16 protein-coding genes are annotated in these 21,342 nt (G+C 68.3%); 7 read left to right on the forward strand and 9 right to left on the reverse strand.

Annotated elements, in window-relative coordinates; genetic code table 11:
• The first annotated feature begins 276 nt into the window (after window positions 1–276).
• The 4 genes from GGQ91_RS06125 to GGQ91_RS06140 all read left to right on the forward strand — a co-directional run bounded on the left by GGQ91_RS06125 (window position 277) and on the right by GGQ91_RS06140 (window position 3,341).
• Window positions 277–969, forward strand: coding sequence for a GntR family transcriptional regulator (locus GGQ91_RS06125; RefSeq protein ID WP_043357745.1), 693 nt, complete (start codon window positions 277–279; stop codon window positions 967–969).
• 414 nt (window positions 970–1,383) lie between these two features.
• A complete protein-coding gene (locus tag GGQ91_RS06130; protein ID WP_167380416.1) occupies window positions 1,384–1,536 on the forward strand; it encodes a hypothetical protein in 153 nt (50 codons plus the stop codon).
• 109 nt (window positions 1,537–1,645) lie between these two features.
• Window positions 1,646–2,719, forward strand: a complete 1,074-nt coding sequence (locus GGQ91_RS06135; protein ID WP_182591589.1) for an HD-GYP domain-containing protein — start codon at window positions 1,646–1,648, stop codon at window positions 2,717–2,719.
• 166 nt (window positions 2,720–2,885) lie between these two features.
• Window positions 2,886–3,341: a CAP domain-containing protein gene (locus tag GGQ91_RS06140; protein WP_210274774.1), complete on the forward strand. Its 456-nt coding sequence runs from the start codon at window positions 2,886–2,888 to the stop codon at window positions 3,339–3,341.
• A gap of 11 nt (window positions 3,342–3,352) precedes the next feature.
• Here GGQ91_RS06140 and recJ read toward each other — a convergent pair whose 3' ends face one another.
• From recJ to GGQ91_RS06175, 7 genes are all read right to left on the reverse strand, one after another.
• Window positions 3,353–5,050 carry a single-stranded-DNA-specific exonuclease RecJ gene (gene recJ, locus GGQ91_RS06145; RefSeq protein ID WP_246410616.1) on the reverse strand — a complete coding sequence of 566 codons (1,698 nt, stop codon included), beginning with the start codon at window positions 5,048–5,050 and terminating at the stop codon, window positions 3,353–3,355.
• Between the two features lie 252 nt (window positions 5,051–5,302).
• A complete protein-coding gene (locus GGQ91_RS06150) occupies window positions 5,303–6,700 on the reverse strand; it encodes an NAD(P)(+) transhydrogenase (Re/Si-specific) subunit beta (RefSeq protein ID WP_043357739.1) in 1,398 nt (465 codons plus the stop codon).
• A 4-nt stretch (window positions 6,701–6,704) separates the two neighbouring features.
• A complete protein-coding gene (locus GGQ91_RS06155) occupies window positions 6,705–7,160 on the reverse strand; it encodes a proton-translocating transhydrogenase family protein (RefSeq protein WP_043379880.1) in 456 nt (151 codons plus the stop codon).
• A gap of 24 nt (window positions 7,161–7,184) precedes the next feature.
• Complete coding sequence (locus GGQ91_RS06160; RefSeq protein ID WP_043357735.1) at window positions 7,185–8,402, reverse strand: Re/Si-specific NAD(P)(+) transhydrogenase subunit alpha; 1,218 nt, start codon at window positions 8,400–8,402, stop codon at window positions 7,185–7,187.
• A gap of 207 nt (window positions 8,403–8,609) precedes the next feature.
• A complete protein-coding gene (locus GGQ91_RS06165) occupies window positions 8,610–8,903 on the reverse strand; it encodes an aa3-type cytochrome c oxidase subunit IV (protein WP_043357734.1) in 294 nt (97 codons plus the stop codon).
• Between the two features lie 122 nt (window positions 8,904–9,025).
• A complete protein-coding gene (locus tag GGQ91_RS06170) occupies window positions 9,026–10,387 on the reverse strand; it encodes an ABC1 kinase family protein (protein WP_043379882.1) in 1,362 nt (453 codons plus the stop codon).
• A 105-nt stretch (window positions 10,388–10,492) separates the two neighbouring features.
• On the reverse strand, window positions 10,493–12,364 hold the full coding sequence (locus GGQ91_RS06175) for a M3 family oligoendopeptidase (protein ID WP_091955064.1): 1,872 nt from the start codon (window positions 12,362–12,364) through the stop codon (window positions 10,493–10,495).
• A gap of 250 nt (window positions 12,365–12,614) precedes the next feature.
• On the opposite strand from GGQ91_RS06175, the gene GGQ91_RS06180 reads away from it, so the two are divergent.
• From GGQ91_RS06180 to GGQ91_RS06190, 3 genes are all read left to right on the forward strand, one after another.
• The gene (locus GGQ91_RS06180; RefSeq protein ID WP_043357728.1) at window positions 12,615–14,099 is read left to right on the forward strand and encodes a sigma-54-dependent transcriptional regulator; all 1,485 of its coding nucleotides are present in this window, start codon (window positions 12,615–12,617) and stop codon (window positions 14,097–14,099) included.
• Window positions 14,100–14,345: 246 nt separating this feature from the next.
• Complete coding sequence (locus GGQ91_RS06185; RefSeq protein WP_182591591.1) at window positions 14,346–16,355, forward strand: L,D-transpeptidase family protein; 2,010 nt, start codon at window positions 14,346–14,348, stop codon at window positions 16,353–16,355.
• A 143-nt stretch (window positions 16,356–16,498) separates the two neighbouring features.
• Window positions 16,499–17,998, forward strand: coding sequence for a peptidoglycan L,D-endopeptidase MepK (locus GGQ91_RS06190; RefSeq protein ID WP_182591592.1), 1,500 nt, complete (start codon window positions 16,499–16,501; stop codon window positions 17,996–17,998).
• 88 nt (window positions 17,999–18,086) lie between these two features.
• Here GGQ91_RS06190 and GGQ91_RS06195 read toward each other — a convergent pair whose 3' ends face one another.
• Both GGQ91_RS06195 and ppdK read right to left on the reverse strand, forming a co-directional pair.
• On the reverse strand, window positions 18,087–18,338 hold the full coding sequence (locus GGQ91_RS06195; protein ID WP_043379889.1) for a hypothetical protein: 252 nt from the start codon (window positions 18,336–18,338) through the stop codon (window positions 18,087–18,089).
• 193 nt (window positions 18,339–18,531) lie between these two features.
• Window positions 18,532–21,222 (reverse strand): pyruvate, phosphate dikinase, encoded by a 2,691-nt coding sequence (ppdK, locus tag GGQ91_RS06200; RefSeq protein ID WP_111473873.1) that lies wholly within the window; start codon window positions 21,220–21,222, stop codon window positions 18,532–18,534.
• Between the last annotated feature and the right edge of the window lie 120 nt (window positions 21,223–21,342).

A 21,342-nucleotide genomic window follows, 5' to 3' on the forward strand; every position in this document is an offset into this window, starting at 1 on the left:
GTGCTGGTATCCCTCCGGGCTGTCAATCGAACCGGCATAAAAATACACGTTTCGGTGCTGGGATTAAAACAGATCGGCCGAACGTGCGGTCAAAACGGGGGATGGGGAGCCGCGCCTGCACAACTTCCGCGAGGCGAAAAGTCGGCAAAGGTCACAGGTCTGTGGGGCCGCCCCGCAATTGACTAGGATCTGGCCAAGGTTTGGGTTAGTCCGCTTGGGAGCGCACGACAGAGAATGCGTGCGAGACATCATACGTGTGAGCTGACTGGACGAGGGATGTCGAATTCCGAACCGCTGAGCGTGAAGCCCATCGTCGCCAGCTCCAGTCTCCGGACCTTGGCCTACGAGGCGCTCAAGACAGCCATCACCAACATGGACATCTACGGACGTCCGGACGAGGTCCGCCTCGACGAGCGGAAGCTGTCGCAGGATCTCGGCGTCAGCCGGACGCCGGTGCGCGAGGCCCTGACGGTTCTGGAGCAGGAAGGCTTCGTCCGGTCCGAGGCCCGGCGCGGTGTCTTCGTGATCAAGAAGAACAAGCGCGAGATCGTCAGCATGATCCACGCCTGGACGGCGCTGGAAAGCATGGCGGCTCGCCTCGCCTGCACCCGCGCCACCGATGCCCAGCTTCGCGCCCTGCGCGAGTCCTTCCCGGAATTCTTCGAGGGACAGCCCTCAGAGCACATCGATGAGTACTCGGACGCGAACATCCGCTTCCATCAACGCATCATCGCTCTGGGACACTGCGATGCGATTGCCGATCTGACCAGTAATCTTCTGATGCATGTGCGGGGCATCCGCAGCACGGCGCTCCGGCAGGGCGACCGGGCCGAGCGTTCGATCCGGGAGCACGTCGCCATCATATCGGCTCTGGAAGCGCGAGATGCCGACCTGGCCGAACGTCTCGTGCGCGAGCATGGCCTCGGGCTGGCTCAGCACGTCGACACCTACGGCGACTACCTGGACTGATCGGCGTCGAGACCGTCCCACAGGGTCCGTTTCGACCGACAAAGCCTCGCCGACCGCTTTGCCGACCGCATCGGGAATCGTCGGCGAGGGCCGCACGGTCGTGCGCTTCGGCTGCGACAGCACCGACCGACCCGGTGGTCTGAACCCCGACCGAGTGCTGGTTACAAATTAAATCGCGCACAAGCGTTGCCGCACTGCAAAAATTTTGAAAGGCGCGAAGTCTCTGTGCGCCACTCTTAACTGCGAGCGTGGCGCATGCGATGTGCGGCTTCTGTGCGCAATGCGGTCGCATCTCCGCCTTCCATGCATAGGCGGCATGAACGGTATTCGTTATCTGGCATACCAGTTTGCGGGGCGGCATGACATCTCTCGCACCGCAACATATCGCGGTGCCCGGCCGCCCTGGAGAGTCCGATGATCGCCAGCTTCCTCGCCATCTTTGTCGCTTTCGCCGTTTGCCAGGCGCTGCTGACCGTGAAGTTCGCCGACTTTCTGAGCTCCGAGCGCACGTCCGGTCGTTCGACCGTCGCACCGACCGGCGACGTCGCCTCCGCCAAGCTGGCCTGACGCGATCCGTCGATGTTTCGGTGAGGGCGCCGAGCACGGTTAACGCTTTCCTCAAAACTTGCGCGTAGGGTAAATGGATCGTTGACCCTGCGGGCGAGGAGCGACCGCGTTGGCCCTCGGCGCCGCATCGCGATTCTCGGACGGCCCCTACGTCCTTCTGATTTCGGATCGCCCATCCGAGCAGAGAGCCCTTGAGCGCGCGATCGCGCTGGTGATGGATTGCCGGGCGCTCTCGCCGGGCGCGCCGATCCCGGCCGAGCGGCCCCACCTCGTGGTTCTGGATCTTCCACCGGTCCAAGCCGCAACGTTGCGGACCACTCTCGACCGGTACAGGCCGTCACTCCCGCTCCTGGTTCTCGTACGCGGCGAGCCCATGGCGGGTGCGTCCAACCTCCGCCAGCTCCCCGCCGCGGCACCGCGCCAGATCGTCCTGGCGAATGTCTTCGCCATGATCGAAGAGGCGACGCGGTCGGCCGAGGCGCGTCGGCGACAGCTCGCGGAGCGCGTCACGGATGCCACCGCAATCGTCGCCGACCTGTTCGACAGCGCCGCCCTCGGCGCCCGACTCCGGCGTGCCGACGTGGAGCGGGGAACCGAGCTGGTCCTCGCTGCCGTTTCCGAGGTCGGCATCGGGGCGTGGCTCGCCGAAGTCTGGCGCCACGAGATCGGCGTCTATCAGCACACGCTCGGCGTCGCCGGACACGCTGCGACCTTCGGCGCGCAGATCGGCCTCAATCGGACCGACCTCGCGCGACTGGTTCGATCCGCGCTGCTGCACGACATCGGCAAGTCGCGCATTCCGGTCGAGATCCTCAACAAGCCGGGGCCGCTCAATCCTGAGGAGATGCGGCTCATGCAGCGCCATCCCGATATCGGCGCCGACCTGCTGGTCGCTCAGGGTGAGTTCGAGGCGGCGATCATCGATGTGGTCCGTCATCACCACGAGCGCCTGGACGGCAAAGGTTACCCCGACGGCCTGGCCGGCTCGGCCATCTCGGACCTCGTGCGCATCGTGACGATCTGCGACGTGTTCTCGGCCCTGACCGAGCGGCGCACGTATCGGCAATCGGCGACCCCCGCCGACGCCCTGGCCACGATGGTCGGCGGCACCGGTCATCTGGATCTGGATCTCCTCCGCGCCTTCGCACCCTCGATGCTGGCCGGCATGTCCCTGGCGGCGTGATCACGCCGGGTGCGTGGCGCGCGTGCCACGCGCGAGTGCGGCATCGTGCGGGCACGCCGCGTGCCGCGCTTTCGCCGCAACCGCCCTGGAGGGAGGCGGGTGTCTATCACCGATCGCCGTCCGGACCGTGCCGAAATTCAAGTTCGCCCTCGCCGCCGCCCTTCTGATGAGCCTCACCGCATGCGGCGGCGTCTCCGTCATGCCGGATGCGTCCGTTGAGAATGCGACGCACACAGCCGTGCTCGACGAGGTCGCGGCCGCGGCCGCGATTTCGGCCTACCGGGTTCAGAACGGCCTGAGCCCCGTCGTGGTCGATCCGGTTCTCGTGAAGGCAGCGGCCTTCCAGGCCGGCAACAACGCGCGCCACGGCCAGCTCAGCCACGAGATCGGCGGCAGCTTCACGTCGCGCATGGCCTCCGTCGGTCTGGCGAAAGCCTGGGCGGCGGAGAATCTCAGTGCCGGCTCCGAGACCCTCGAGCAGGTGCTCGCCCGCTGGAAGGCGAGCCCCGAGCACAACAAGAATATGCTGCTGCCGCAGATCCGCAGGATCGGGATCGCCCGCGTGGATGCGCCGACCACGCGCTACAAGCGGTTCTGGGCCCTTGTCATGGCAGGAACCTGACGCCGCGGCTCTCAGGGGTCCGCCGGCGCCAGATCGACGATCCGGAGCTGGGCCCGCTCGGCCCCGCGCCAGCGGTCGCAGGACAGCGTTCCGGCCACGTGCAGTTCCCGACCGATCCCGTTCAGCAGCGCGAGGCCGAGGGGGCGCTCGGCGGCACGGAAGCAGATGGCGCCCACCGCCTGTCCGTCGCGGCTGCGCAGGCGGGCCCTGACATGGCTCGACCCGACCACGCCGGCATCGACCAGGCGATGGCGCCCGAGGGCGAAGATCGGCTCCGGCGCGCCCTGTCCGAACGGTCCGGCCTGCTGGAGCAGCCGGACCGTTTCCGCCGTGGCGCCCCCGGCGCTGAGTCCGCCGTCGATCAGCAGGGCGTCGGCCGCCCGCGCCACGGTCACGCTCGCCCCCAGCAGCATGACGAGATGCGCCTCGAAGCGGGGGATGTCGTCGGTCCGCACGGTGACGCCGGCCGCCATGGCGTGTCCGCCCCCCTTGAGGGCGATCCCGGCCTCGACGCAGGCGCGCACCGCAAGCCCGAGATCTGACCCCGGGATCGAGCGACCCGAGCCGGTGGCGCTGCCGTCGGGTCGGATCGCGAAGGCGAAGGCCGGGCGGTTGAACCGTTCCTTCAGGCGCGACGCGATGAGTCCGACGATGCCGGGATGCCACTCAGGACTGGCCGTGACCAGCACGGTGCGGGTCGGGTCGAGCGTCAGGGCACGGTCCATCTCGGCCTCGGCCTCGGAGACGGCCTGCGCCTCGATCGCCTGACGCTCGCGATTGAGGCGATCGAGGTCGGCGGCGATCCGGGCCGCTTCGTTCGGGTCCGCCGTCGTCAGAAGCCGGGCACCGAGGGCCGAATCGCCGATGCGGCCACCGGCATTGATGCGCGGCCCGAGGACGAAGCCGAGATGCCACGATTCCGGCGGCTCGCTCAGCGAGGCCGCGTCCAGCAGGGCCGCCAGGCCGATGCGGCCGCGATGGCGCATCACCGTCAGGCCCTGCGTCACGAAGGCCCGGTTGAGACCGGTGAGGGGCACGACGTCGGCCACGGTCGCCAGCGCTACGAGGTCGAGGGCATCGGTGAGCTGCGGTTCGGGACGGTCCGGCCCGAAGAAGCCCTCCAGCCGCAGGGCACGGTTCAGCGCCACCAGGGTGAGGAACACGATCCCGGCGGCGCAGAGATGGCCGAGGCCCGACAGGTCGTCGAGGCGGTTGGGATTGACCACGGCGCGGGCCGGCGGCAGCACCTCGGAGGCCGCATGATGGTCGAGGACGATCACGTCGAGGCCCGATTTCTCGGCTTCTTCCAGAGGCGCGTGGCCGCTCGTGCCGCAATCGACGCAGACCAGAAGCGTCGCGCCGTCCGCCGCCAATGCGGTGATCGCAGCGATGTTGGGGCCGTAGCCCTCGGTGATCCGATCGGGGATGTGGATCGGAGCCCTCAGGCCCACACCGCGCAGGTAGCCGGCGAGCAGGGCCGCGCTCGCGGCGCCGTCCACGTCGTAGTCGCCGAAGACCGCCACCGTCTCGCCGCGGCGCACGGCCCGGACCAGGCGGCGGACGGCGGCGTCCATATCGAGCAGCGTATTCGGGTCCGGCATCAGGTCGCGCAGACGCGGCGCAAGGTGGCGCGGCGCGGCCTCCGGACAGATCCCGCGCCCTGCCAGCACACGGGCGAGCAATTCCGGCAGGCCGTGGGCCTGAACCATCTTGGCGATGTGATTCTGGACCGCCGCGCCGCCACAGCGCTCCTGCCAGCGCCGGCCGGTGATGGAGGCGGCGACCCCCAGGAAGGGCGGCGGATCGACGGAGGGCGGGGCGGATGACACGGATGCCACCCTACACCGGGTGGGCCGCAGAATCTTGCGCACCGCCGCAACAGCGTCGGCGAACGCGCGCCGTCGCAACGAAAAAGGGCGGGCATCGCTGCCCGCCCCGGAAATCCGCCCGAGACCCGGGCCTCAGAGCGACTTCAGGATGCTGTCGACGACCTTCTTGGCATCGCCGAACAGCATCATGGTGTTGTCCCGGAAGAACACCTCGTTCTCGACGCCCGCATAGCCGGAACCCATGCCACGCTTGATGAACAGCACGGTCTTGGCCTTCTCCACATCGAGGATCGGCATTCCGTAGATCGGCGAAGCCTTGTCGGTCTTGGCCGCCGGATTGGTGACGTCGTTGGCGCCGATCACGAAGGCGACGTCCGCCTGCGGGAACTCGCCGTTGATGTCCTCCAGCTCGAAGACCTCGTCGTAGGGCACGTTCGCCTCGGCGAGCAGCACGTTCATGTGGCCCGGCATGCGCCCCGCCACCGGGTGGATGGCGTACTTCACGTCGACGCCCTCCTTCTTGAGCATGTCGGCCATCTCGCGGAGCGAGTGCTGCGCCTGGGCGACCGCCATGCCGTAACCCGGGACGATGATGACCCGCTCGGCATTCTTCATGATGTAGGCGGCATCGTCGGCGGAGCCCTGCTTCACGGGGCGCGTCTCGACCTGGCCCGTGCCGGCCGCCGCGGTGTCGCCGCCGAAGCCGCCCAGGATGACCGAGATGAACGACCGGTTCATCGCATGGCACATGATGTAGGACAGGATCGCACCCGAGGAGCCCACCAGCGAGCCGGTGATGATCAGCGCGAGGTTGCCCAGGGTGAAGCCGATGCCGGCCGCCGCCCAGCCCGAGTAGGAGTTCAGCATCGACACGACCACCGGCATGTCGGCGCCGCCGATCGGGATGATGATCAGGCCGCCGAGGACCAGCGCGGCGATGACGATCAGCCAGAAGATCGCCTTGGACTCGGTGCCGATGAACAGGGCGATGAGCAGGACGAGGCCGGCGGCCAGCAGCGCGTTGATGAGGTGACGCTGGGGCAGCATGATCGGCTTGCCGGACATGCGTCCGTCGAGCTTGGCGAAGGCGATCACCGAGCCGGTGAACGTGATGGCACCGATGGCGACGCCCAGGCCCATCTCGAACAGCGACTGCTTGTGGAAGTGGCCGTTCTCGATGATGCCGAAGGCCTGCGGCGCATAGAGCGCGCCGGCCGCCACGAAGACCGCGGCGAGACCGACCAGCGAGTGGAAGGCGGCCACGAGCTGCGGCATCGCGGTCATCGGCACGCGCTTCGCGATCACCGCGCCGGCGCCGCCGCCGATGCCGAGGCCGAGGAGCACGAGGATCCAGGCGCCGAACCCGGCCGGCGGGTGGCCGACCAGCGTGGTGAGGATCGCGAGACCCATGCCGACCATGCCGTACAGGTTGCCCTGCCGGGAGGTGGTAGGGTGCGAGAGCCCCCGCAGCGCCATGATGAACAGGACGCCGGCGACGATATAGAGGAGGGAGGAGACGTTCTCAGACACCGGCTCAGCCCTTCTTCTTGTACATGCCGAGCATGCGCTGCGTGACGAGGAAGCCCCCGAAGATGTTCACGCTGGCGAGCACGATGCCGATGAAGCCGAAGAACCGGGCCAGTCCGGTGCCCTTCTCGATCAGGGGAACGCCGACCGCCAGGATCGCGCCGACGATGATCACCGACGAGATCGCGTTGGTGACCGACATGAGCGGCGTATGGAGCGCCGGCGTCACCGACCAGACCACGTAGTAGCCGACGAAGATCGCCAGCACGAAGATCGCGAGCCGGAACACCGTGGGATCCACGGCGCCGCCGGTCGCGGCACTGAGCCCGTGGCCCATGCCGTCGGCGATGGCCTGTGCCTGGTCGGCGGCGTTGCGGGCCACCGCGGCCGCCGCGCGCGCGGCGTCGGCCAGCACGCGGGCCTGATCGGCTGCCTGATCGGGAGGGACGATGACGGTTGCCATTCTGCTACTCCTCTCGGCCGGGCTTCACTGTGCGCCGGCCGGAGCGGCCGTGCCGGTCTCCGGCTTGGCGAGCCCCACGGACGCGGCTTCCGAGGTCGCTCCCTCGGTCTTGGGCTGGAAGGATGCGTGGACGACCGAACCGCCGCGGGTGAGGTTCGTGGCCTTCACCAGCTCGTCGTCCCAGTTGATGGCGAGCGCTTTCGAGTCCTTGTCGATCAGGGTCTCGACGAAGGCGTAGAGATTGCGCGCATAGAGGCTCGAGGCTGTCGCGGCGAGGCGCCCCGGAACGTTGACGTGGCCGACGATCTTCACACCGCGGTCGTTGGTGACGACCTCACCGGCCTTGGCGCCGGCGACGTTGCCGCCACGCTCCACCGCGAGATCCACTAGGACCGAACCCGGCTTCATCGAGGCCACCATCTCCTCGGACACCAGCTTGGGAGCCGGACGTCCGGGGATCAGCGCCGTGGTGATGACGATGTCCTGCTTGGCGATGTGGCCCTTGACGAGCTCCGCCTGCTTCTTCTGGTATTCGGCCGACATCTCCTTGGCGTAGCCGCCTGCGGTCTCGGCCTGCTTGAACTCGTCGTCCTCGACGGCCACGAACTTGGCGCCGAGTGATTCGACCTGCTCCTTGGTGGCGGGTCGGACGTCGGTGGCCGTGACCACCGCGCCGAGGCGGCGGGCGGTCGCGATGGCCTGGAGACCGGCCACGCCGACGCCCATCACAAAGACGCGGGCGGCCGGCACCGTGCCTGCGGCGGTCATCATCATGGGCATCGCCCGCCCGTACTCGGCGGCACCATCGACGACCGCGCGGTAGCCGGCGAGGTTCGCCTGCGAGGACAGCACGTCCATCACCTGGGCCCGGGTGATGCGGGGCATCAGCTCCATGGCGAAACCGTCGACGCCGGCCTCGGCCATCGCCTTCAGGGCCGCCTCGTTTCCGTAGGGGTCCATGATCGCGATCACGGTGGCGCCGCGCTTCAGCTGCGGCAGCTCTTCGGCGCTCGGTCGGCGGACCTTGAGCACGAGATCGGCGTCACCGGCGGCGTCGGCCGCGCTGCCAGCGATGCTGGCGCCGGCCGCCTCGTACTCGCTGTCGAGGATGCCGGCTCTCTTGCCCGCACCGGACTGCACCACGACATCGGCACCGAGCGAAATGAACTTCTTGACGGTCTCAGGAACCGCGGCGACGCGCGGCTCCGCGGAGTCCGTCTCGGACAGCACAGCAATGCGCATGCGAGGGTTCCCCTGGAAAAGCTCGGCCTTCGAATGCGCGAACCGGCGACGCTTTTCGAGAGGCGGATCTACGATACCGCGTTGGAAGCGGCCGGAATGTAACTTGTGCTCAATTTAATTGCCAACAATGCGTCAGCGGCCCGCTCGGCGAATGCGAGCGAGCTCCTCATCCGAGGCAGCCAGCGAACCGGCCGCTCGGGCCTCGCTTCAGGCGAAGAACAGGTAGAGGACGAGGAGGATGCCCACGACCAGCGGCGCACGCCAGCCGACGGCCGGCGCCAGGGCACCGACGGCTCCTGCCGCTCCAGCGACGATCACGCCGACGATGGCCAGCAGCCACGCCTCGCGGATTCCGCCGATCGCAAGGGCCAAGACCCAGCAAATCACGACGCCGGTGGCAATTTCGACGAACCGGACGAACCCGCGATAGGTCTGTTCGTGAGTCCTCGCGTCCATCGCCGGGCTGTAGGTGTGCCCGGCCACCGTGTCACTCTCGGCCATCGTGCGCTCGTTTCCCTAAGACGCGACTTCTTGCGGTCAGGGTCGGATGTAGCTCAAGCGTTTATCTGCCGCAATCGGACGCACGCAAGTTGATCGCTCTCTCGGTGGATCTTCGATCCCGATCAGACCGGTTCCGGCAATCCCGCCTCGGCGAGGGCCCGGCCCTGGCGATCCGACAATTCGTCCAGCGAGAAATGCTCGATCTCGGCCTCGAACAACCGGTGGTAGTTGAGTTCCGACCTGAGGTGGAGAAACACCGCGCCGAGTCCGACGGCGGCGCGGTCCATGAAGACGAATTCCTGCGGAACGGTGACGGGTCCGCGCTCCTTCAGCGCCTGGTGGACCTGGAAGGCCTGCCGCCGGCCATATTCTCCGGGCTTCACCCCGTCCGCGACCGTGCGGGTCCGATCCTCCAGCAGGGGGCCGTAGATGAATCGGGCCCAGATGTTCAGGATCTCGATCTTCTCCTTGTCGAGGTCCTTGAAGCCCCACACCTCGTAGGCGTGGACGATGCGGGCCTCGTCGTTCTCCAAGAGGCCGCGATACAGATCCACGACACCGCCCACGAATCGCGGATGGAAGATGCGGACGCAGCCGTAATCGAGCAGGTTGATGCCCGCAGCCTCGCCGCCCTCTGAGAAAACGGTGTAATTGCCGAGATGCGGATCGCCGTGGATCACGGCCGCGCGGCTGAACGGGTGCCACCATGCCTTGAACATCGCCTGGGCGATCCGGTTGCGCACCTCCACCGGCTCGTCGGCGAAGCCCAGGATCTTGTCTCCGTCGAGCCAGCTGAGCGTCAGGAGGCGCTTGGTGGAGAGATCCGGAAAGACCCGGGGCACGCGCACCGCCGCGATGTCCTTCAGAACGGCCCCGTAGAGTGCCGCGTGCTTGGCTTCACGTTCGTAGTCGAGTTCCTCGCGGACCCGGGCGCCGATCTCCTTGGCGATCTCGCGGGTGTCGAGCCACGTGTTCATCCGGCGATGCAGCGCGAAGGCGACTTCCAGCTGCTTCAGGTCGGCCTCCACGGCCGATTGCATGTCCGGATACTGAAGCTTGCAGGCGAGCCGTTCACCATCCTGGGCGGTTGCACGGTGCACTTGGCCCAACGAGGCGGCGGCTGCGGGTTTGAGGTCGAAGCTCCCGAAGCGGCTCTGCCACCCGGCTCCGAGTTCCGACTGCATCCGGCGCCGGACGAAGGCCGCGCCCATCGGCGGCGCGTCGGCCTGGAGCTTCTGCAACTCGGTGGCGTATTCGGGGGGCAGGAGGTCGGGAACGGTGGCCAGCAACTGCGCCACCTTCATGATCGGACCTTTCAGGCCGCCCAGCGCCTGCGCGAGGGCGGCCGCATTGGTCGTGCCCTCCTTCCCGAACAGCCGTGCCATGGCCATGCGAGCGGCTACGCCGCCGACATTGGCGCCCACGCTGGCGTAGCGCCCGGCACGGGCGGAGAAGCGGTTGGCTTCGCGGTCGGTCTCGGCCATCTCTCGATCTGCTTGTCGTGTGATGATCCGGAGATAAGCCGCGCCCCCGCGTGAACCAGGGGCGTGGGGCCCTGCGCCGCGGGGGGGCACCCCGCGGCGTCGCGGTCAGGGCTGGCCTTCCATGCCTTCCAGTTCGGCGATCATCCCTTCGATCATGCCGAGCCCGATCTGCCAGAAGCCCGGATCCTTCGCGTCGAGCCCAAACGGCGCAAGCAACGTGCCGTAGGGCTTGGAGCCGCCTGCCGCGAGCAGCGCGAAGTAGCGCTCCACGAAGCCCTCCTCCGCCTGGGCGTAGACGCCATAGAGCGAGTTCACCAGGCAGTCGCCGAACGCGTAGGCGTAGACGTAGAACGGCGAATGGATGAAGTGGGGGATATACGCCCAGAACGGCTCGTAGCCGGAATCCAGCGTGATGGCCGGACCGAGCGACTCGGCCTGCACGGACAGCCACAGGGCATTGATCTGATCGGTGGTCAGCTCGCCCTTCGCGCGGGCGAGATGCACCTTCCGCTCGAAAGAGTAGAAGGCGATCTGGCGCACCACCGTGTTGATCATGTCCTCGACCTTGGCGGCGAGCATGGCCCGGCGCTGGGTCGTGTCGGTGGTGGCGGCGAGGAGCCTGCGGAAGGTCAGCATCTCCCCGAACACGCTGGCGGTCTCCGCGAGCGTCAGGGGGGTCGGCGCCATCAGGGCGCCGTTCGGGCCGGCGAGAACCTGGTGGACGCCGTGGCCGAGCTCGTGCGCCAGCGTCATCACGTCCCGCGGCTTGCCCTGGTAGTTTACCAGGACATAGGGGTGCACCGACGGCACGGTCGGATGCGCGAAGGCGCCCGGCGCCTTGCCGGGACGGGTCGGCGCGTCGATCCAACGCTCATCGAAGAAGCGCTTCGCGATCCCCGCCATCTCCGGCGAAAAGGCATCGTAGGCGGAGAGAACCGTGTCACGGGCCTCCGTCCAGGGGATCGTCCGCTGCTCGACCCGCGGAAGAGGCGCGTTCCGGTCCCAATAGGGCAGCGTCTCCTGCCCGAACCACTTCGCCTTCAGCTTGTAGTAGCGGTGGGAGAGCCGCGGATAGGCCGCCCGTACGGCGTCGACGAGGGCTTCCACCACCTCGGGCTCGACCCGGTTCGACAGGTGGCGCGCGTCCGCCACGTCCTTGAAGCCGCGCCAGCGGTCGGAGATCTCCTTGTCCTTCGCCAGCGTGTTGGTGATCAGCGTGAAGACGCGCAACTGCCCACGCAAAACCTCACTGATCGCACCGGCCGCCTCCTTGCGGACGGCTCCGTCCGGATCTTGGAGCTTGTTGAGCGTCGGCTCCAGAGGCATCTCCTCGCCCTGCACGGTGAAGCGCAGCGAGGCGATCGTCTCGTTGAACAGACGGTCCCAGGCGGCGTTCGACGTGACCGACTTCTCGAGGAAGAGCTTCTCGGTCCGGTCGTCGAGCTGGTGCGGCTTCTCCTTGCGCAGGTCCTCGATCCACGGCGCGTAGTGGGCGAGCGGCCCCTCCGCCATCGCGGCATTCATCGCCGCGTCGTCGACGCGGTTCAGCTCCAGGGCGAAGAACAGGAGATCCGCGGAGGCGCTGGTCAGGCGCTCGCGCGTGTCGCCGTAGAACTTGGCCCGTGCCTCGTCGGTGGTATCGCCGGAATAGACGAGACCCGCGAAGGACATCAGCTTGCCCAGCAGGTCCTCGATCCCCTCGTAGGTGCGCACGGCCTCCGCCAGTCGGGCGGACGCCTCCGGTCCCGCGGCGAGCTCGGCTATGCGGCCGGCATAGAGTTCGGAGAACCGGCGGCACTCCTCCTCGGCCCGGGTCATGTCGCCGGAGAATTTGGGGTCATCGAGGCCGGAATAGAGGTCCGACAAATCCCATTCCGGAAGATGGCCGAGGTCGGCAGCCTTCGCGGCGGCGCGCGCGGCGCTCACGCCCTCCGGCAGGCGGACAGTCACCGGCGATGCGGCGTGGCTCGGCATCATGTCGTGCAATCCTCTCTAAGGGCAGCGGCCCCGTACCCTGATATCGAGCGTGCCGCCACGCGTTCAACGCGGCGTGTCGGTTCGAAGCCCCGCGCGATCGTCGACGACACGATGCAAACGTCGTTAAGCGCCACTTTACGTCTGTGGGTCACCCTACGGCTCGAAACGAAACAGTCGCCGAATCGGAGCCCGTGACGGGGTTGAGCCCATGTCGCGAGTCCGGCCTTCGCGCGCCGTTCAGGGAGCCGCCATGTCCGCCACCGTGCTCATTGTGGACGACGATCCGGTCCAGCGGCGTCTCGCCGAGGCGGCGGTGCGCCGCTTCGGCTTCGAGCCCCGGGTCGCCGAAACGGGCGCGGACGCACTGGCCCTGCTCCGGTCCGAAGGCGCGGACGTCGTGCTCCTCGACCTCGTCATGCCCGGTCTCGATGGGCTTGGCGTGCTGGCCGAGATGCGCAAGAGCGGCCTTGCCACCCCGGTGATCGTCCAGACCTCCAACGGCTCCATCGACACGGTGGTCGGCGCCATGCGGGCCGGCGCCGTGGACTTCGTGGTCAAGCCGGCGGGTGCCGAGCGGCTGCAGGTCTCGATCAAGAACGCCCTGCGGGTCGATACGCTGGAGGAGGAGGTGCGTCGCATGCGCCGCCGGGCCTCCGGGGCGCTGACCTTCAAGGATCTCACGTCCAAAAGCCCCGACATGGAGCGGCTGATCCGCCTCGCCGAGCGGGCGGCGAAATCGAATATCCCGGTCCTGATCGAGGGCGAGTCCGGCGTCGGCAAGGAGGTGCTGGCCCGGGCGATCCAGGGATCCGGCGACAGGCGCGGCAAGCCGTTCGTGACGGTCAATTGCGGGGCGATCCCCGAGAATCTCGTGGAATCCACGCTGTTCGGTCACGAGAAGGGCGCGTTCACCGGTGCGACCGAAAAGCATGCCGGCAAGTTCGTCGAGGCCTCGGGCGGTACGCTCTTCCTCGACGAGATCGGCGAGCTTCCCCTCGACGCGCAGGTCAAGCTGCTCCGGGCCCTGCAGGAAGGCGAGGTGGATCCCGTCGGCGGCAAACGCTCCGTGCGGGTGGACATCCGCCTTGTCTCCGCCACCAACCGATCGCTGCTCGACCTCGTCAAGCAGGGCAAGTTTCGCGAGGATCTCTATTATCGCCTGAACGTCTTCCCGATGACGCTGCCGCCGTTGCGGGCGCGCCGCGAGGACATACCGGACCTCGTTCGCTCGTTCTGCGCGCGGTTCTCGGCCGAGGAAGGCAAGCGCGTCCGGGCCATCACGCCGGAGGCGATGGCACTGCTGACGCGCTATCCCTGGCCGGGGAATGTCCGGCAGCTGGAGAATGCCCTGTTCCGCGCTGTCGTGCTCGCGGACGGCGACGAACTGACCGTGGCCGAATTCCCCCAGATCGCCGCGCAGGTGGAAGGCTTCGACGTCCGCATCCCGGCCCTGCCGGTTCAGACGCAGATGCCGGCCTACGCCCCCGAGCCCGTGCGCGAGATCGTCCGCGTGGAGGTGCGCGACCCTCACGCCATGTCCCTCGTGACCGAGGAGACCGGCGAGATGAAGCCGATGGACGTCCTGGAGGCGGAGATCATCCGTTTCGCGCTCCAGTTCTATCGGCAGCGGATGTCGGAGGTGTCGCGTCGCCTCGGCATCGGTCGCTCCACCCTCTATCGAAAGCTCAAGGATCTGGGCTTGGAGGACGACGCGAAGACCGAGGACGCGGCCTGATCGAGCGCCGCGTGCGCTAACGCACCGACCGCATTCGGTCGGTGCGGTGGTGCGGGAAATTCACCTGATGCTGCACGCAATCGACCGACGATTAGGTAGATCATAAGCTGAGCAGCATTAGAAATGACACATTCATCTGCGCGACAGAGGTTCTATTCGCGACGACTGCGGTTGCTGAAAGCCACGCTTGCGCGGATAATCACACTCTGAGCGTGCGGTCCTGCCGCCGCACCCCGGGAGATCACGATGCGCGTCCCGCGCTCCAGCCTCATGGCGCTGGCCGCCCTTCTCTGCGGTACGCTGGCCCCGGCCGCCTCGCTTCGTGCGGAGACCGTCTCGCTGGACCAGCCCTCCGCCGATGTCCCGGCATCGCCAGCCGCCGCGCCGCCTGCGCAGGCGGCTCCCTCGGCTCCGGCCACGACGGCTCTACCCGACTACAAGCCTGAGGCACCGGCGGCCGAGCCGGCGCCGGCCCCCGCCGCCACGGCGCCGGTCGCCCCGACGGATCCGCTCGGTGCTGCGGTCTTCGCCCGCTTCGCGGATCCCGCCCCCCTTCTGCTCCGTCTGACCGGCAAGGATCGCGATGCGATCCGGAGCTTCTACGAAGCCCGCACCTACAAGCCGCTCTGGATCTCCGGCGGGGCGTGGACCGAGGCTGCAAAGGCGGTGTCGGCCCGGCTGGCGGCTGCCGCCGAGGACGGTCTCGACTCGCGTGCCTACACGGTCCCGTCGCTGCCCGATAAGCCGGACGAGAAGGCGCTCGCCGATGCCGATCTCCGCCTGTCCGCGGCGGCCGTGCTTTATGCCCGGGACGCCCGTGGCGGCCGCGTCAACCTGGCCTCGATCTCGCGGCTGATCACGCCGCATCTCGATCTTCCCGCCGGGGACGCGGTGCTGGCGAAGCTCGATGAGGCCGGCGCGAAGGCCGGCGAGGCGCTCCAGGGCTACAATCCGGCGACGCCCGGCTATCTCGCCCTCAAGGCGCGTCTCGCCGCCCTGCGCGGTCCCGTGCCGACCGCCGTGAAGCCGCTGCGCCTTCCGGCCGGACCGGCCCTGCGCGTCGGCATGCGCGATGCCCGCGTGCCGCTGCTCCGGGCGCATTTCAATCTCGAGAGCCGCCCGGCCGGAACGTTCGACAAGCCCCCCGGCGAGCCGGACGAGTACGAGTCCGTCGTCGCCGACGCGGTCGCGAAGTTCCAGCGCGGCCGCGGGCTGCCGGGCAACGGGGTCCTGAACGTCCAGACGGTCCTGGCCCTTGCCGATGCCGGTCGCGCCGCACGCCCGACGGGGGGCGAGGCCGAACTCATCGTCAACATGGAGCGGTGGCGGTGGCTTCCCGGCGATCTGGGATCCGACTACATCCTGGTCAACGTCCCGGAATACCGCCTGCGCGCCTACCGGGGCGGCGTCCTGCGCGATGAGGCGCGGGTCATCGTCGGCAAGCCGGAATCGCGGACGCCCCTGTTCTCGGGGCTGATGGAATACGCGGTCGTCAACCCGTCCTGGTACGTGCCGCCCTCGATCCTGAAGACGATGGCGCCGAAGCTCGCCGGCTACGGTGGCAAGACCTGGGGGGGCTACGAGGTCGTCCGCCGCGGGGGGCACATCTCGCTCCGCCAGCCCCCCGGCGAGCGCAATGCGCTCGGCTTCATCAAGTTCATGTTCCCGAACCAGCACGCGGTCTACCTGCACGATACGCCCAACCGCTCGCTGTTCTCAGCCTCGAAGCGGGATTTCAGCCACGGCTGCGTGCGCGTCGACGACCCGTTCCGCCTTGCCGACGCGGTGCTGCCGGACTGGTCTCAGGACAGGTTGAAGAAGCTGATCGGCAAGGGCGAGCGGACGATCCGGCTGCCGGAGAAGCTGCCGGTCCATCTCGCCTACTTCACCGCCTTCGTGGACGATGGCGGCACCTACCGCACCTTGCCGGACCTTTACGGCTACGACGCGCCGATGCGCGCGGCCCTCGGGCTGCCCGGCGGCGGCGGACCGGCGATTGCCCGGCTGCCGGACGAGCCGCCGCGGCGCAAGGCCGAGTCTGCGCCGAAGCCGCCCGTGGCGCGGACGGTCCATCGCCGCGCGCCCGAGCGCCCGGTGGCCAATGCCGAGGCGTGGCCCGAAGGGCGCTACGAGGAAGCGGACACGCGGCGCCGGTCCCTGCGCCGCGCCGCCCGGGCCGACAGCGCGCCGGAATACGGCGAGCCCGGGCTCTGGACGCCTGCGCCGCAGCAATCGGCGCCGCGCGGGTGGTGGTAGGCCACCCGCGGAACCCGCAACTTTCGCGTGCGCAGACGCACAGCCGGGCACGATTTCGCCACGGTCGAGCCTTAGCCGTTTCGACCGACAGCCCGGGCTGAGATGCGTTCGGGCGAGGGTTTCGGGAGAGGATCAGGACCGTCGTGCCCAGTCTCCCGCGTCCCCTCCGTCATCTCGCCCTCGGCTTGTCCGGCCTCGTGCTCGGAGTGCTGGTCGGGACGGCCGAAACCGAGGACGCGGTGGCCAACGGCGACACCCGCTCGCTGACCATCTACCACACGCACACGCAGGAAAGCGCGACCATCACGTTCAAGCGCGATGGCCGCTACGACCGCGCGGCCCTCGATCAGCTGAACTGGCTGCTCCGCGACTGGCGGATCAACGAGCCCACCAAGATGGATCCGCGGCTGTTCGATACGGTCTGGGAGGCCTATCGCCAGGTCGGCTCGTCGCAACCGATCCACATCGTCTCGGCCTATCGGTCTCCCGGCACCAACGCGATGCTTCGCCGCCGCTCCAAGATGGTGGCCGAGTACAGCCAGCACATGCTCGGCAAGGCGATGGACTTCTTCGTGCCGGACGTCTCGATCGACCGGATCCGCGAGGTCGGGCTCCAGATGCAACGGGGCGGCGTCGGCTGGTATCCGCATGCCGGAACGCCCTTCGTGCATCTCGATGTCGGTTCCGTGCGGATGTGGCCGCGGATGACCCACGATCAGCTCGCCCGGCTCTTCCCCGACGGCAAGACCGTGCTGCTCCCGAGCGACAACCGTCCCTTCCCGCGCTATGAGGAGGCCAAGGCCGAGATCCTGGCCCGCGGCGGTACCGTGGCGGGGATCACGACCCAGATGGCCGGCGGCGAGGAAGAAGACGGTCCCGGCCTGTTCGGCTTCCTGGCGAGTCTGTTCGGCGGCGGTCGATCCAGCCCCGAGCCCGCTCCGGCACCGCCGCCGGTGGCGGTCGAGAAGAAGGGACGGCGCGCCCCCGTCGTCGCCGTGGCGAGCGCCGATCCGCAGGATCCGGTGGGCGCACGGACGGCCCTCGCCTATGCGGCTCCCGCCACCGACGACGCGCTGCGCGGTTCGCTGGCGGCGCGGGCTCAGGCGAAGAGCGCGGAGATCAAGCCGACCGACGCCAAGTCGCTTCTGACGGCCGATCAAACCGCGCCCGCCGACGACGCCATGCCGGCGGTCACGACGCCGCTGCCGCCGCGGCGTCCCTCGGACCTCGCAGCCGCGGTTGCGAGCCTGAACATGCCGCTTCCGCCACCGCGCCCGGTGCAATTCGCCGCGCTCGAACGGGGGATGGCCAATCTTCCGTCCGCGAGCGAGATTCGCGCCCTCGGCAAGCCCACGGCGCCGGACCCGGTTCGTCCGCGTTCGCTCGTGGCTCCGGACGCGGACGCGAAGGCCCAGCTGCGCGCCCTGTTCGATTCCGTGTCCGCCGGTCCCGTTGCGACGCCGGCGAGCCGCGCTGTCCCCGTGCATGTGGCTGCCACCCGTCTCCGCGGTGCAGCCCCCGACTCGGTCGTCGCTGCGGTTCCGGACCGCGTCACGACGCGGTTCAGCACGCGCAGTCCGGGCGATGACCTGACAACCCGGTTTACCGGCTCCGCCGCGCGCGCCTTGCCCGGAGCACGCTGATCGAGGGGTTGGTCTGACGGGGAGGTGCGCTTCGCCTGCCCGTCCGCGTCGGACGGCTCGTGCGGGGCGGCCAGAGCGCCCGTTCGACTCAGCGCAGGGGCTTGGACAGGTTGACCGCCAAGGCGCCGACCAGCGTTGCCGCGTAGCTGTCGTCCTGCGTCCCGGCGATGCGTTCGGCTTCGCCGCCGCTGTTGGCCGCGACCGACATCATCAGCATCACGGCGGTCACCAAGCCGCCCAGGCCGCCGACCAGGGCGAGATACGCACGGACGGCCGCGCGCGGCACTGACGCGGCCGCATCGGTCCCGGTGAGGCACAGCGGCGATGGGCTGTGAGACATCTTGACGGCCGATTCTGACGGGCGACGTTGACCCGACGCAGGCCGAATAGGCGCACGCCAGACCGCCTCGTTCAACGAAAGAACGCCTCACAAAGAGTCGAGTTCAACCGAAAGGCGAGGTTTTTCCACTGGTCTTCATTCGGATGGTTGGTCGCCATCCGGAGGCCGCCGCGCGGCGGCCTCCGGCGCGCGCTCAGCCTTCCTTGCCCGAGACCTTGCCCAGCGCCGCCTGGGCGGCCGCGAGCCGGGCGATCGGCACCCGGTAGGGCGAGCAGGACACGTAATCGAGGCCGACCTCCTGGCAGAAGCCGATCGAGGCCGGATCGCCGCCGTGCTCGCCACAGATCCCGAGCTTGATGTTCGGCCGGGTCTTGCGGCCGCGCTCGACGCCGATGCGCACCAGTTCGCCCACGCCTTCCTGGTCGATGGTGATGAACGGATCGGCCGGCAGGATGCCCTTCTGGGTGTACGGACCCAGGAAGGTTGCCGCGTCGTCGCGGGAGATGCCCAAGGCCGTCTGCGTCAGGTCGTTCGTCCCGAAGGAGAAGAACTCGGCCGTCTCGGCGATCTCGCCGGCCTTGAGCGCTGCGCGCGGCAGCTCGATCATCGTGCCGACCTGATAGTCGAGGGTCGCGCCCTTCTCCTCGGCGACAGCCTTCGCCATCGCGTCGATGCGCGCCTTCACGATGTCGAACTCGGCGCGCGTGAACACCAGCGGCACCATCACCTCGGGCGTGACCGGGCTACCGGTATCGGCGGCGGCCTGGACGGCCGCCTCGAAGATCGCCCGGGCCTGCATCTCGGCGATCTCCGGGAAGGCGATGGCGAGCCGGCAGCCGCGGAAGCCGAGCATCGGGTTGTGCTCGGACAGCTCCCGCATCCGGTGCCGGATCTTCTCCTCGGCGACCCCGGTCGCCTTCACGACCTCGGCGACCTCGGCATCGGTATGCGGCAGGAACTCGTGGAGCGGCGGGTCGAGCAGACGGATCGTGACCGGCAGCCCGGACATGATCGTGAACAGCTCGAGGAAGTCCTGGCGCTGATAGGGCAGGATCTTCGCGAGTGCCGCACGGCGGCCCTCGGCGTCGTCTGCCAGGATCATTTCGCGCACCGCGATGATGCGGTCGCCCTCGAAGAACATGTGCTCCGTACGGCAGAGGCCGATGCCCTCCGCGCCGAAGTTGCGCGCCGTGCGGGCATCCGTCGGCGTATCGGCGTTCGCCCGCACCTTCATGCCGCGGAAGGCGTCGGCCCATTCCATCAGGGTGGCGAAGTCACCCGACAGCTCGGGCTCCAGCATCTTCACCTCGCCCTGGATCACCTGTCCGGTGGACCCGTCGATGGTGATCTTGTCGCCGGCCTTGAGCGTGTTGCCGCCGACTGTCAGGGTCTGCGCCTTGTAGTCGATCCGGATGGAGCCGACGCCGGAGACGCAGGGCTTGCCCATGCCGCGGGCGACCACGGCCGCGTGGCTCGTCATGCCGCCTCGGGTGGTCAGGATGCCCTCGGCGGCGTGCATGCCGTGGATGTCCTCGGGCGAGGTTTCGATCCGCACCAGGATGCACTTGCGCTCCGCCTTGCGATGCGCCTCCGCGTCCTCGGAGCTGAACACGATCTCGCCGGTCGCCGCACCGGGCGAGGCCGGCAGGCCCGAGGCGATGACCTTGCGGTCCGCCTTCGGGTCGATGGTCGGATGCAGGAGCTGGTCGAGCGCCCCGGGCTCGACCCGGCCGATCGCCTCTTCACGGGAGATCAGCCCCTCGCCCGCCAGATCCACGGCAATGCGCAGGGCGGCCTTCGCCGTGCGCTTGCCGTTGCGGGTCTGGAGCATCCAGAGCTTCCCCTTCTCGATGGTGAATTCCATGTCCTGCATGTCGCGGTAGTGCGACTCCAGGATCCCGTAGATCCGGGTCAGTTCCGCGAAGCTCTCGGGCATGGCCTTCTCCATGGAAGGCTTGTCGCTCTCGGCCTCGATCCGGGCTTTCTCGGTGATGTTCTGCGGCGTGCGGATGCCCGCGACCACGTCCTCGCCCTGCGCGTTGATCAGGAACTCGCCGTAGAGCGCCTTCTCGCCGGTGGACGGATTGCGGGTGAAGGCCACGCCGGTGGCCGACGTGTCGCCCATGTTGCCGAACACCATGGCCTGCACATTGACGGCCGTGCCCCAGCTCTCCGGAATGTTGTTCAGCTCCCGGTACTTCTTGGCTCGGGGAATCATCCAGGAATTGAATACGGCGCTGATCGCGCCCCAGAGCTGGTCGTCCGCGACCTGTGGGAAGTCGGATCCGTGCTCGTCGCGCACGATCTTCTTGTAGGTCTGGATGAGCGTCTTCCAGTCCGCGGCGCTGAGCTCGGTGTCCAGCTCGAAGCCCTTGGCTTCCTTGTACTGCTCCAGCGCCTCCTCGAAGGCGTGGTGCTCAACGCCCAGCACCACGTTCGAATACATGGTGATGAAGCGACGGTAGGAATCGAAGGCGAAGCGCTCGTCTTCGGCCTCCTTGGCCAGCGCCAGCACGGTCTCATCGTTGAGCCCGAGGTTCAGGACCGTGTCCATCATGCCGGGCATCGACGCCCGGGCGCCCGAGCGGACCGAGACGAGGAGGGGATTCGTGGCATCGCCGAACTTGCGGCCGGTGAGCGTGCCGATCTGGGCGAGCGCAGCGGCGATCTGATCCTTCAACTCCGGCGGGTAGGACTTCCCGTGATCGTAGTAGTAGGTGCAGACTTCGGTGGTGATGGTGAAGCCGGGCGGAACCGGCAGGCCGAGATTGCACATCTCGGCGAGGTTGGCGCCCTTGCCACCGAGCAGGTCGCGCATCTGCGACTTGCCCTCCGCCTTGCCGTCGCCGAAGGCGTAGACCCACTTCGCGCTTCCGGTCGCCATGTCGATCCCGTCCGTATCTGGTGCCCGGCGCTGGCCGAGCTGATGGGCGGGGTTGGACCATCCCGCAGCGCAACGCAAGATGAACGCGCGATGGCCCTGTGCGTGCGTGGATGACGGGTT

It is taken from the genome of Methylobacterium fujisawaense (assembly GCF_014138435.1).
Taxonomy (GTDB): domain Bacteria; phylum Pseudomonadota; class Alphaproteobacteria; order Rhizobiales; family Beijerinckiaceae; genus Methylobacterium; species Methylobacterium fujisawaense.